This is a genomic window from Nocardiopsis algeriensis, from assembly GCF_014203695.1.
GTDB lineage: Bacteria > Actinomycetota > Actinomycetes > Streptosporangiales > Streptosporangiaceae > Nocardiopsis > Nocardiopsis algeriensis.
This window is the reverse complement of record NZ_JACHJO010000006.1, coordinates 180,205-192,259: the sequence shown is the minus strand read 5'-3', so window position 1 is coordinate 192,259 and position 12,055 is coordinate 180,205. Positions and strand designations below refer to the sequence as shown.

The 12,055-nt window shown below is 70.6% G+C and carries 11 protein-coding genes and 3 tRNA genes; 2 read left to right on the top strand and 12 right to left on the bottom strand.

From position 1 onward, the window contains the following. Nucleotides 1–12: 12 nt before the first annotated feature. The 3 genes from FHS13_RS11335 to leuC form a co-directional block, all read right to left on the bottom strand. Entirely contained in the window at nucleotides 13–294 is a 282-nt protein-coding gene (locus FHS13_RS11335) for an HU family DNA-binding protein (RefSeq protein WP_184291304.1), read from the bottom strand. 360 nt (nucleotides 295–654) lie between these two features. Continuing rightward, the gene (gene leuD / locus FHS13_RS11330) at nucleotides 655–1,248 is read right to left on the bottom strand and encodes a 3-isopropylmalate dehydratase small subunit (RefSeq protein ID WP_184291302.1); all 594 of its coding nucleotides are present in this window, start codon (nucleotides 1,246–1,248) and stop codon (nucleotides 655–657) included. Between the two features lie 26 nt (nucleotides 1,249–1,274). Further along, on the bottom strand, nucleotides 1,275–2,681 hold the full coding sequence (leuC, locus tag FHS13_RS11325; RefSeq protein ID WP_184291300.1) for a 3-isopropylmalate dehydratase large subunit: 1,407 nt from the start codon (nucleotides 2,679–2,681) through the stop codon (nucleotides 1,275–1,277). Between the two features lie 155 nt (nucleotides 2,682–2,836). Between leuC and FHS13_RS11320 the strand changes: the two genes are divergently transcribed. Then, nucleotides 2,837–3,520: an IclR family transcriptional regulator gene (locus tag FHS13_RS11320; RefSeq protein ID WP_281388771.1), complete on the top strand. Its 684-nt coding sequence runs from the start codon at nucleotides 2,837–2,839 to the stop codon at nucleotides 3,518–3,520. A 136-nt stretch (nucleotides 3,521–3,656) separates the two neighbouring features. On the opposite strand, the gene FHS13_RS11315 is transcribed toward FHS13_RS11320, so the two are convergent. From FHS13_RS11315 to FHS13_RS11290, 6 genes are all read right to left on the bottom strand, one after another. Further along, nucleotides 3,657–3,729 (bottom strand) — tRNA-Glu (locus FHS13_RS11315). 92 nt (nucleotides 3,730–3,821) lie between these two features. Beyond that, a tRNA-Glu gene (locus FHS13_RS11310) sits at nucleotides 3,822–3,897 on the bottom strand. Nucleotides 3,898–3,949: 52 nt separating this feature from the next. Then, nucleotides 3,950–4,021, bottom strand: a tRNA-Gln gene (locus tag FHS13_RS11305). A gap of 180 nt (nucleotides 4,022–4,201) precedes the next feature. Then, a complete protein-coding gene (gene gltX, locus FHS13_RS11300) occupies nucleotides 4,202–5,641 on the bottom strand; it encodes a glutamate--tRNA ligase (protein ID WP_184291296.1) in 1,440 nt (479 codons plus the stop codon). A gap of 53 nt (nucleotides 5,642–5,694) precedes the next feature. After that, nucleotides 5,695–6,645, bottom strand: coding sequence for a GDSL-type esterase/lipase family protein (locus tag FHS13_RS11295; RefSeq protein WP_184291294.1), 951 nt, complete (start codon nucleotides 6,643–6,645; stop codon nucleotides 5,695–5,697). Nucleotides 6,646–6,728: 83 nt separating this feature from the next. Next, nucleotides 6,729–7,529, bottom strand: coding sequence for a fumarylacetoacetate hydrolase family protein (locus FHS13_RS11290; RefSeq protein ID WP_184291292.1), 801 nt, complete (start codon nucleotides 7,527–7,529; stop codon nucleotides 6,729–6,731). A 227-nt stretch (nucleotides 7,530–7,756) separates the two neighbouring features. Between FHS13_RS11290 and FHS13_RS11285 the strand changes: the two genes are divergently transcribed. After that, complete coding sequence (locus tag FHS13_RS11285) at nucleotides 7,757–8,473, top strand: DUF3152 domain-containing protein (RefSeq protein ID WP_246405203.1); 717 nt, start codon at nucleotides 7,757–7,759, stop codon at nucleotides 8,471–8,473. A 50-nt stretch (nucleotides 8,474–8,523) separates the two neighbouring features. Here FHS13_RS11285 and FHS13_RS11280 read toward each other — a convergent pair whose 3' ends face one another. The 3 genes from FHS13_RS11280 to FHS13_RS11270 are packed head-to-tail and all read right to left on the bottom strand — an operon-like array spanning nucleotide 8,524 to nucleotide 11,744. Next, nucleotides 8,524–9,921, bottom strand: coding sequence for an ABC transporter substrate-binding protein (locus FHS13_RS11280; protein ID WP_184291625.1), 1,398 nt, complete (start codon nucleotides 9,919–9,921; stop codon nucleotides 8,524–8,526). A gap of 45 nt (nucleotides 9,922–9,966) precedes the next feature. Further along, entirely contained in the window at nucleotides 9,967–10,824 is an 858-nt protein-coding gene (locus tag FHS13_RS11275) for a carbohydrate ABC transporter permease (protein WP_184291288.1), read from the bottom strand. Continuing rightward, nucleotides 10,821–11,744 carry a carbohydrate ABC transporter permease gene (locus FHS13_RS11270; protein WP_343064989.1) on the bottom strand — a complete coding sequence of 308 codons (924 nt, stop codon included), beginning with the start codon at nucleotides 11,742–11,744 and terminating at the stop codon, nucleotides 10,821–10,823. Before FHS13_RS11270 ends, FHS13_RS11275 begins: the two co-directional genes overlap by 4 nt. Between the last annotated feature and the right edge of the window lie 311 nt (nucleotides 11,745–12,055).

Sequence of the window (12,055 nt, the reverse complement as noted above, 5' to 3'; positions counted from 1 at the left end):
CCGACCCGCTGCCTACTTCTTGTCCCCGTTGACCAGAGCCTTGAAGTCAGCCCCGGCGCGGAACTTCGGGACGAAGCTCGCGGGGACGTCGATGGTGGCCCCGGTGGCAGGGTTGCGGGCGGTGCGGGCCGCGCGCTCGGACTTCTCGAAGACGCCGAAGCCGGTGATGGCGACCTTGTCGCCGGACGCCACGGTGGCCTGAATGGTCTCAAGCACAGCGTTGACCGCTTCGGTCGCAGTCTTCTTGTCCCCGAGCCGCTCGGAGATCGCGTCGATCAGGTCACGCTTGTTCATAAGGTTCCTCCGGTTCCCCCTTGCTCGCACGAAATTAGGGGAAGCAGAGGCGGTTACACAAATACAAACGCCTGCTGCAAGGGCGTGTCGGGGCCTGCCCCACCTGCGGGACCACCCAGGGTCAAGGGGTGGCCGGAGCGGCGGAGACACCGGCATGAGCCCCTTTTAGCCCCTTGTGCACCCCTCAAATGCCTACGTATAACCGGATTCCGGACACGGGCCGGGTCGTTCTTATAGGCCCAAGGTCCGCAAGCGCGCGCTCACTCCAAGTAAAGGTAAAAAATTCGGGGCCGCGGGCGTGTGCTATGTCACACACGCCCTCGGCCCCGCCCCCGCAAGGGATCTCGCGCCCCGCCCCCGTCAGAGGGTGGTCGGCATCCAGGGCCTGCGCGTGGCCTCGTAGGCGCTGATCTCGTCGGTGTGGCGCAGGGTCAGGGCGATGTCGTCCAGCCCCTCCAGCAGGCGCCAGCGGGTGTAGTCGTCGAGCTCGAACGGCTCCCGGACCCCCGCGGACGGGGCGCGGACCTCGCGCTCGACCAGGTCGACCGTCACCTCGGTGGCCGGGTCGGCCTCCACGGCCTCCCACAGCCGCTCGATGACCTCCTGCGGCAGCAGGACCGTCAGCAGACCGCCCTTGAGGGAGTTGCCGCGGAAGATGTCGGCGAAGCGCGAGGACAGCACGGTCTTGAAGCCGTAGTTCTGCAGTGCCCAGACGGCGTGCTCGCGGGAGGAGCCGGTGCCGAAGTCGGGGCCCGTGACCAGCACCGTGGCGCCCTGGTACTCAGGGCGGTTCAGCACGAAGTCGGGGTCCTCCCGCCAGGCGGCGAACAGGCCGTCCTCGAAGCCGGTGCGGCTCACGCGCTTGAGGTAGACGGCGGGGATGATCTGGTCCGTGTCGACATTGCTCGCACGCAGCGGCACGGCCCGGCCGGTGTGGACGTCGAACTTCTCCATCGGGGTCTCCTTACGGGACGGGCGTGCTACAGGGCGGCCAGGTCGGCGGGCGAGGACAGGGTGCCGCGCACCGCCGTGGCGGCGGCGACCTGCGGCGACACCAGGTGGGTGCGGCCGCCCTTGCCCTGGCGCCCCTCGAAGTTGCGGTTGGAGGTGGAGGCGCTGCGCTCGCCGGGCCCGAGCTGGTCGGGGTTCATGCCCAGGCACATCGAGCAGCCCGCCTCGCGCCACTCGGCGCCGGCCTCCTCGAAGATCGCGCCGAGGCCCTCGGCGTTGGCCTGCTCCTTGACCCGCATGGAACCCGGGACCACGAGCATGCGCACGCCCTCGGCGACCTTGCGGCCCTTGATCACCTCGGCGGCGGCGCGCAGGTCCTCGATGCGGCCGTTGGTGCACGAGCCCAGGAAGACGGTGTCCACCCTCACCTCGCGCATGGGCGTGCCGGGCTCCAGGTCCATGTAGGCCAGGGCCTTCTCGGCGGCGGCGCGCGCACTGGGGTCCTCGAAGGACTCGGGTGCGGGCACGGAGGCGTCCAGCGGCACGCCCTGGCCGGGGTTGGTGCCCCAGGTGACGAACGGGCTGAGCTCGGCGGCGTCCAGCACGACCTCGGCGTCGAAGACGGCGTCCTCGTCCGTGCGCAGGCTCTTCCAGTGCTCGACGGCGGCGTCGAAGGCCTCGCCCTCGGGCGCGTGGGGGCGGCCCTTGATGTAGTCGAAGGTGGTCTGGTCGGGCGCGATCATGCCGGCCCGGGCCCCCGCCTCGATGGACATGTTGCAGATCGTCATGCGGGCCTCCATCGAGAGGGACTCGATGGCCTCACCCCGGTACTCGATGACGTAGCCCTGGCCGCCGCCGGTGCCGATCCTGGCGATGACCGCCAGGATGATGTCCTTGGCGGAGACGCCCGGCCGGAGCTTGCCGTCGATCGTGACGGCCATGGTCTTGAAGGGGGACATCGGCAGGGTCTGGGTGGCCAGCACGTGCTCGACCTGGCTGGTGCCGATGCCGAAGGCCAGCGCGCCGAAGGCGCCGTGGGTGCTGGTGTGGCTGTCGCCGCAGACGATGGTCATGCCCGGCTGGGTCAGTCCCAGCTGCGGGCCGACCACGTGCACGACGCCCTGCTCGATGTCGCCCATGGGGTGCAGGCGCACGCCGAAGTCGGAGCAGTTCTTGCGCAGCGTCTCCACCTGCTTGCGCGAGACCGGGTCGGCGATGGGGGCCAGCAGGTTCTGGGTGGGGACGTTGTGGTCCTCGGTGGCGATGGTCAGGTCCGGGCGGCGCACGGAGCGGCCCGCCAGCCGCAGCCCCTCGAAGGCCTGGGGGCTGGTCACCTCGTGCACGAGGTGGAGGTCGATGTAGAGCAGGTCCGGCTCGCCTTCGGCACGTCGGACGACGTGCTCCTCCCAGACCTTCTCGGCCATCGTGCGTGCCATGGGCGATCGCCTCTCTCGTGTTCGTGTCGGGCCCTGTTCGAACTGTGCCCGCGCGCGGACTGCGGCCTGAATTTGCATTCCAAATATCGAGACGGCAATATCAAGCCATGGACAACTCTAGCTCATCCAGCGGTGTTGGTGTCCTGGACAAGACGATGTCTGTCCTCGACGCCCTGGAATCGGGGCCGGCATCCCTGGCCCAACTGGTGCAGATCACCGGCCTGGCACGGCCCACCGCGCACCGTCTGGCCGTGGCGCTGGAGCGCCACCGCATGGTCTCCAGGGACAGCCAGGGCCGCTTCGTCCTGGGCCCGCGCCTGGGTGAGCTCTCGATCGCCACGGGCGAGGACCGGCTCCTCGCCGTCGCCGCCCCCGTGCTGGTGCAGCTGCGTGATCTGACCGGGGAGAGCGCCCAGCTCTACCGGCGCCAGGGCGATCTGCGCGTGTGCGTGGCCGCCTCCGAGCGCACCAGCGGTCTGCGCGACACCGTTCCGGTCGGCAGCGAGCTGCCCATGAACGCCGGTTCCGCGGCCCAGGTCCTGCTGGCCTGGGAGGACCCCGACCGCATCCGCCGCTCGCTCGTCGGCGCGCGCTTCACCGCGGCCAGCCTGGTCCAGGTGCGCCGCCGCCGGTGGGCCCAGAGCGTCGCCGAGCGCGAGCAGGGTGTGGCGTCGGTCTCGGCGCCGATCTCGGGGCCGGGCGGGCGCGTGATCGCCGCCGTGTCGGTCTCGGGCCCCATCGAGCGCCTGACGCGCTCGCCCGGCCGGGTCCACTCCCAGGCGGTGCTGTCCGCCGCGGAGCGGATCAGCGAGGCCCTGCACAACTACGAGGGCCGCTGAGGCGGTGAGGGGAGCACCGGAGGGCCTCCGCGCCGTCCGGTGCCCTCCGGATCGCCGCGGCACGGTCTCCCGGAGGCCGGCGTTTCCGGCCGGGAACGACAAAAGGCCCCATCCTGTGGATGGAGCCTGTGCTCTGTACCCCCGAGCGGATTCGAACCGCCGTTACCGCCTTGAGAGGGCGGCGTCCTAGGCCACTAGACGACGGGGGCCTGCCGGTCGTGGTGCGATCGCCCGCACCTGCCACCGGTTGCCGATGACGCGCATCGGCCAGAAGAAGCTCTCCGGCAGAGAACCCCTGCTGTGGTACCCCCGAGCGGATTCGAACCGCCGTTACCGCCTTGAGAGGGCGGCGTCCTAGGCCACTAGACGACGGGGGCGCACCTTCGGATCCCTGGGGATCCGCGCTCTCCGCGCTTCCGCGGAGCTGCGCTGGGGTACCAGGACTCGAACCTAGACTAACTGAACCAGAATCAGTCGTGCTGCCGATTACACCATACCCCAGTGCTTTCGGAGGATTTCGGCCGCTTTCGCTTCCTTGTCCCCCTCGGCGACATGGACAACTCTAGCGGAGATCCGGAGTGCTCGCGAACCGGAATCGAGGCGGCCCGGGGGTGAACCCCGCCACCCCGGCCCGGGGCGCCCCGCCGCAGGGGCCCTCGGGCCCCTGCGGCGGCCCTTCCGCTACTGGGCGGCCTCCTGGGCACGCAGCTTCTCCAGGGCGGCCGAGACGCGCTCCAGGACGCGCTCGCGGCCCAGCAGCTCCAGCGACTCGAACAGCGGCAGGCCGACCGTGCGGCCGGTGACGGCCACACGCACGGGGGCCTGGGCCTTGCCGAGCTTGAGCCCGAGCGAGGCGCCGGCCTCCTCGGTGGCGGCCTTGAGGGCCTCGGCGTTCCACTCCAGGGCGGTGTCGGAGTAGCGCTCCAGGGCGGCCTCCAGCATCTCCCGGCCCACCCCCGGCTTCATGGCCTTGGACCAGCTCTTCTCGTCCTCGACCGGCTCGCGCAGGAACAGGAAGTCGACGTTGGGCACGATCTCGGAGAGCACCGCGATCCGGCTCTGGGCGAGGGGCGCCACCGCGCGGAAGACCTCGGGGTCGTAGTCGGCCGCGTCCCAGGGGGTGTCCTCCCCGGTCAGCCACGGCCGGCACCGCTCGGCGAAGTCGTCGGTGTCCAGCGCCCGGATGTACTCGCCGTTGAACGCGCGCAGCTTCTTCTCGTCGAAGAAGGCGCTGGAGCTGTTGACGTCCTCGACGGCGAACAGCGGGACCATCTCCGACCACGGCATGATCTCGCGGTCCTCGCCCGGCGCCCAGCCCAGCAGCATCAGGTAGTTGACCATCGCCTCGGCCAGGTAGCCCTCCTCCTGGTAGGACTCCAGGGCCACCTTGTCCCGGCGCTTGGACAGCTTCTTGCGCTGCTCGTTGACGATGACGGGCAGGTGGGCCCACACCGGCGGGGTGTGGCCCAGCGCCTCCCACAGCAGCTGCTGCTTGGGGGTGTTGGACAGGTGCTCCTCGCCGCGCACGACGTGCGTGATGCGCATCTCGACGTCGTCGACGACGTTGGCCAGCACGAACAGGGGCGAGCCGTCGGCCCGGGCGATCACGAAGTCCTCGATGGCGGAGTGCTCGAACTCCACCCGGCCCCGGATCCGGTCGTCGACCACCGTGGGACCGCCCTCGGGGACGCGGAAGCGCAGGGCCCTGCCGGGGCCCGCCTCCAGGCCGCGGTCGCGGCAGAAGCCGTCGTAGCCCAGGTGCGGGTTGCCGCGGCGCTCCTCGACCTGCTCACGCGTGCAGTCGCAGTAGTAGGCGCTGCCGTTCTTGTACAGCTCCTGGGCGGTCTCCCGGTGCTTGTCGGCGTAGGCCGACTGGAAGAGGGGGCCCTCGAAGTGCGGGTCGCCCTCGCCGATGCCGAGCCAGGCCAGCGCGCGGAGGATGCCCTCGGTCCACTCGGGCCGGTTGCGGGCGGCGTCGGTGTCCTCGATGCGCAGCACCATGCGCCCCTCGGGCTGCTGCTGTGCCAGAGCCCAGTTGAAGAGCGCGGAGCGGGCGCCGCCGACGTGGAACATCCCCGTGGGGGACGGGGCGAAGCGGGTACGAATCGAAGTCTCAGTCACGGATCCCAGGGTATTGCCGAACCGCCGCTGCCCTGATCAGGCGCGAGCTCCCCTCAGAGCTCCTCCGGCAGGGGGCGCGGGTAGGCGGGCCCGATCCCGTAGGCCGCCGACAGCGCGTCGGCGAAGGCCGCGGCGATCTTCAGCTCACCGCGCGCGTTGGGGTGCGTGCCGTCGTAGGTGTCGGCGGCCACGTCCCACTTCTCGCGCCCGGCGATGTCGAGGCTGACCACGGGCGAGGCGTCGGTGGACATGTCCTGGGCCACCTCGCGGACGATCTCGTTGTAGGCGTAGACCCGCAGGGCGAAGCCGGGGTCGGTGTCGGCGAGCGCGATGGGCAGGACCTCGGCGAGCACGATGCGCAGGGTCGGGTTGCCCGCCCGGGCGCGCTCGACGTAGCTGCGCAGGCGGCTCTCCATCTCCTCCTTCCCGACCGGCCACAGGAGGTCGTTGACGCCGATCATGACGCACAGCACGTCGGGCTGATGGACCCGGACCTCCTCCTGGATGGTGGCCGAGGCGTCCTGCAGGGTGCGCCCCCACAGGGCGTTGTGGTGGGAGTCGAAGTCCGGATCGCGGTACTCGGGGGTGTCCGGGTCGCCGTCCAGGCCCGGCCAGGGGGCGTCGCGCAGCTCCTCCAGCACCTCGGGGTCCAGCGGTTCGGCGGACGCGTGCTCCGCCTCCTCCCCGGTGGTGGGGACCGGGATGATCATGTCCCGGCCGGCCGGGTCGGAGTAGGGGCCGACGAACTCCAGGCCCTCCACGTGCGGCTCCAGGTGGTGCCACAGGTGAAGGCGCCACGTCCGGTCGCCGTTGGCGCCCTGGGTCATGGAGTCACCGGCCGGCATGATGCGTCGGGGGTCGGTCACGGGAGCCTCCGGTGGTGGTGCGGACTCGCTCTCTTCCCGCGACGCCGTCCAGTGGACCGCCCCCGCCGCGGTGAGGGCGAGGGCGAGAACTCCGGCCAGGGCCAGGACTCCGCCGCGGCGAGGACGGGGAGGTGCCACGGTTGTCCCACGCTTTCTGTCTCTGCCCACGGGGCGGGCCGGCGGACCGCCCCGTGCGCGTACGGCTTCTCCGAAGGAGGGTCTCAGTCCCGGGTCACGACCCGGTTGGTGATCGTGCCGAGCCGTTCCACCGTCACCGCGACCTCCTGCCCGGGCTCCAGCGGTCCGACCCCGGCCGGGGTTCCGGTGAGGACGACGTCGCCGGGAAGCAGCGTCATGAAGGAAGTGATGTAGGAGATCATGCCCGGGATGTCGTGGATGAACTGTGATGTTCGCCCGCTCTGCCGGAGCTCGCCGTCCACCGTGGTGGTGAGGGCCAGGTCCTGCGCCTCCTCGATGCTCAGCCCGGTGGTGATCCACGGCCCGATGGGGCAGAAGGAGTCGAACCCCTTGGCCCGGGTCCACTGGTTGTCCTTGCGCTGGAGGTCGCGCGCGGTGACGTCGTTGGCGACGGTGTAGCCGAAGATGACGTCCTTGACCCGCTCGCGGGGCACCTCCCGGCACGGGCGGGAGATGACGACGGCCATCTCGCCCTCGTGGTCGACCCGCTCGGAGACCGGGGGAAGGAAGATCGGGTCGTTCGGCCCGGCGACCGCGGTGGAGGGCTTGAGGAAGACCACGGGCTCCTCGGTGGCCTCCCCGGTGGTGCCGCCCATCTCCGCGACGTGGTCGGCGTAGTTCTTGCCGATGCACACCACCTTGGTGGGCAGCACGGGCGACAGGAGGCGGACGTCGGAGAGCTTGGCCCGTTCACCCGTCAGCTTGATGTCGCCGAGCAGAGGGTGCCCGTTGAGCCGGGCCACGAACTCCTCACCGCTGTCGGTATCGGCCTCCACCAGGCCGAACCCGACCTCGTCGCCGACGGCGAACCGTGCGATACGCACCTGTTTCCTCCCCAGATCGAACGCTGTGCGTCTGAAGGCTACCGCCGCGTCGGCCGGTGCGCCCTGCGGATTCTGGCATGCTGGGACGCGCTGGTCTCTTGGAGAGGTACCTCGTGCCCACGTCCGCTTCACCCACGGAACCGTCCCGTGGCCGCCATGCCCGCCGCCGCTTTCCCACGGGGATCGCGCTGGCGCTGTGCGCGGTCTCGGGGGTCGCCGTCGTGCTGATGGTCGCCGTTCCACCGACGCAGGAGGACTCCGGAACGCCCGCGGGAACCTCCGTGCCCGCACCGCTGTCCGACGGGGAGGCCGGGCCCCGGGAGCGGGAAGAGCCGGAGGAGGGCCCGCAGGGCGCGGAGGCCGAGGAGGAACTCCCGGTCCTGCTCCGCTCGGTCGAGGAGGAGGTCGACACCGCCGACGGCGAGTTCACCGTCGTGGAGGGCGGCAGCGACACCATGGGCGAGGGCCCGCTGACGACCTTCGCGGTGGAGGTCGAGGACGGCCTGCCGGGCGAGGCCGAGGACTTCGCCGACGCGGTGGTGGAGGTCCTGGGCGACCCCCGCAGCTGGCGCGGCGAGGACGAGCGGTCCGTGCGGAGGGTGGACTCCGGCGACGCCGACATCCGCGTCCTGCTGGCCGCCCCCGCGACCGTCGACCGGCTGTGCGCCCCGCTGCAGACCAACGGGTACGTGTCCTGCGCCAACGGCAACCGCGCCGTCATCAACCAGAACCGCTGGGTCTCGGGCGTCCCGCACTTCGAGGGCGACCTGGAGACCTACCGGATCTACCTGATCAACCACGAGGTCGGCCACACGCTGGGCCACGGCCACGTCTCCTGCCCCGGTGAGGGCGAGGCCGCCCCGGTGATGCAGCAGCAGACCTTCGGCCTCCAGGGCTGCGAGGCCAACGGCTGGGTCCACCCCGGCAACGACTCCGAGGACTGAGGCCGGCTCCCGGGGCGGGCCGGGGCTCCCCCGGCCCGCCCCGGCGACCGCTACTCGACGGAGGCGTTGTACTCCTCGATGGAGGTGTCCAGCCCGTCCGCGGCGGCGGACATCGCCTCGGCGGCCGGGGTATCGCTGGTCAGGGCCGTCTCCCACCCCTCCTCGGCCGCGGCGCGGGCCTCGGACATGACGCCCATCATGCAGCCGGCGGTGTTCTCGTCGATCCGGGAGTCGGCGAGCTGGTCGGCCGCGACCGCGAACTGCGGGAACTCCTCGGCCCGTGCCCGGGCCTCCTCGCCCTCGTACCCCTCGGTGTTGACCGCCAGGTAGCCGGTGCCGGCGTGCCAGACGGACTGCGACTCGGGGGTCAGCAGGAACTGGACGAACTCCCAGGAGGCGCGGACCTCCTGCTCGGTGTGGCCCTCCCCATTGATCCACAGGGAGGCGCCGCCGATGATCGAACCGCCGGGGTCCCCCTCCTCGACGAGCGGGAAGTAGCCGGCGCCCACCTCGAAGTCGGACTGCTCGATGAAGCCGCCCAGCGAACCGGTGGACTCCAGGGTCATCGCGGCGCGGCCGGAGGTGAACGCGGCCTGGCCGTCGGCGGTGTTGCGGCCGATCTGGACGGCGAGCCCGTCCTCGATCATGTCCTTCCACCACTCGACCGTCTCGACGACCTTCGGGTCGTCGAACAGGACCTCGGTGGCGCGTGCGGAGCGGCCGTTGGCGCCGTCGCAGTACGGAACGCCGGCGCGGGCCATGAACTGCTCGATGAACCAGCCGTAGACGGAGGCGCCGAAGCCGTACCGGACGACGTTGCCGTCGTCGTCGCGGACGGTGAGCCGCTCGGCGGCCTCGCGGATCTCCGCCAGGGTGGCGGGAGGGGCGTCGGGGTCGAGTCCGGCCTCCTCGAAGGCGTCCCGGTTGACGTACATCAGCGGGGTGGAGTTGTTGAACGGGAAGGACCGGAGCTGCCCGTCCACCGTGAAGTAGTTGAGCAGCGCGCCCTCGATGGAGGAGGTGTCGTAGCCGTCGGCGTCGAGGAACTCCTGGGCGGGAACGGTCTGGCCGGTGTCGATCATGAACTGGGTGCCCAGGTCGAAGACCATGACGAGCTCGGCGGTCTCGCCCTGCTGGATGGCCGCGCGGTGGTTGGCCAGCGCGGTGTCGTAGTCGCCCTGGAAGGAGCCGGTCACCTCGATCCGGCCCTCGTTCTGCGCGTTGAAGTCCTCGATGAGGCCGTCGAGCACCTGGCCGTTGGTGGCGTCCATGCTGTGCCAGAACTCGACCTCGACGGGGGCGTCCAGGTTCTCCAGGACCTCGGGGCCGGGGGCGGAGAGGTCTCCGCCGGAGCCGCCCTCCTCACCGGAGCAGCCGCTGAGGAGCAGGCCGAGGCTCGCGGCCAGGGCGGCGGCACCGGTCGCGTGCCGTCTGGGGGACAGACCCATGGTCACACTTCGCTTTCTGGTTCGGGGTCGGATGCGGCGGGGTCGCTACTTGACCGCGCCCGCCGTGAGGCCGCGGACGATGAAGCGCTGTCCGAGGATCACGAGGGCGAGGGTGGGCAGAACGGAGAGCGCGGCGCCGGCCAGGAGGAGTCCGGGGTCGGTCGACTCGCCTGTCTTGAGGCTGTTGAGGCCGATCTGGAGGGTCTGCATCTCGGTGCTGCGGGTGATGATCAGCGGCCAGAAGTACATGTTCCAGCTGGTGATGAACACGTAGACGCCCACGGCCAGGAGCGAGGGCCGGCTCAGGGGCAGCAGGATCGTCCACAGGAACCGCAGGTGGCCCATGCCGTCCATGCGCGCCGCGTCGTAGAGCTCGCGGGGGAACTGCCGGAAGCTCTGGCGCAGCAGGAACGTGCCGAACGCGTAGGCGAGGAAGGGCAGCACCAGGCCGGCGAAGGTGTCCGCCAGGCCCCAGGCGGAGATGGTGAGGTAGTTGGGGATGAAGGTCGCCTCGCCCGGGACCATGAGCGTGGACAGGAACAGGGCGAACACCACGGCGCTGCCGCGGAAGCGCAGGAACACGAAGGCGTAGGCGGCCAGGGCCGAGGTCATCAGCTGGGCCGCGGTGATGACGCCGGCCATGGTCAGCGAGTTCGCGTACATCCGCACGAGCGGGACCGCCTCCAGGGCGCCCCGGATGTTGTCCGTGTGCAGGCCGGTGGGGACCAGCTGCGCGGGGAACCTGGAGAGTTCGTGCGGAGCCATGAGGGCGCCGGCGAACGCGTAGTAGACGGGGAAGAGGACCGGCACCAGCAGCAGTGCCAGGAGGAGGTGGGCGCCGGCGCGGCCGAGCACCTGTCCCGGCCGGATCCGGCGGCGGGGCGCCTCGGCTGTCGTGCTCATGCGTAGTGCACCTTCCGCTCGATGACGCCGAACTGGACCGCGGTGCACACCAGGACCACCAGGAGGAGGACGAGGGCCTGGGCGCTGGCCCGGCCGAAGTCGCTCGTGCTGTAGGCGAAGGCGTCCTCGAAGATCGAGTAGACGAGGGTGGTCGTGGAGCCGACGGGGCCGCCCCTGGTGAGGATGTGGATCTGGCCGAAGCTCTGCAGGGCGTTGATCGTGGAGATCACGACGAGGAAGAACAGCTGGGGCCCCAGCAGCGGCACGGTGACGTGCCGGGCGAGCCGGACGCCGGTGGCGCCGTCGATGCGGGCGGCCTCGTTGACCTCCCTGGGGATGGAGCCGATCCCCGCGGCGAGGACGAGCACCCCGTAGCCGAGGTTCATCCACACCGTGGTGATGCACACGGACCACAGGGCCATCTCCTGGGAGGTGAGCCAGGGGACCTGGTCGAGTCCGAGCCGGTACAGGATGCCGTTGAGCACGCCGTTGCCGGGGCTGTAGAAGACGGTGAAGACGACCGAGGCGCTGGCCACCGAGAAGGCGAACGGGAGCGCGAAGGCACCGCGCAGCAGGCGCTGCCCGCGGATCACCCCTTCGAGGAGGAGAACGACGGCGAGTGCCCCCGCCACACCGGGCACGACGGTTCCGGCGGTGAAGAGCAGGGTGGTCAGCAGCACCTGGCCGAACTCGGGCGAGGCCATCTCCGCGAAGTGGCCGAGTCCGACGAACCGGTCGGGGCGTCCGATGATGTCGTTGCCGTGCAGCGACAGGTAGACGGTCCGGCCGAGCGGATAGACGAGGAAGAGCGCGAAGACCGCGAGGGAGGGGGCGAGGAAGCCCCACGCCAGCGCGGTCTCCCCGAACCTCTCGGAGCGGGCGCGCGGCGGGGCGGGGGACGGGGGTGCCGGTGCGGTCACGCGCGCCTCCCTTCCCCGGGGGATGGTGGGTGAAGACACGTCCCGCAGTCTTCATGGGGCAGGTGACCTGCGCTCCTCGCCGAGGAGAACCGGCTCCCAACACGAGAACGCATCCGGGTTATGACCAGCACTTTTCACCGTTCGTGTCCGCGCACTTTCCCAAAGGTTGAAGTATCGGGTGATGTGGGACACACGGTCTATGGCTTGCAGGTAAGCACTTACTCACTCAAAGTTGCCTCCAGGGAAATGGGTACACAAAAGGGGCCCTCTGTCCGGTTCTCGGGTTCGGACGGAGGGCCCCTCGCCGCAGG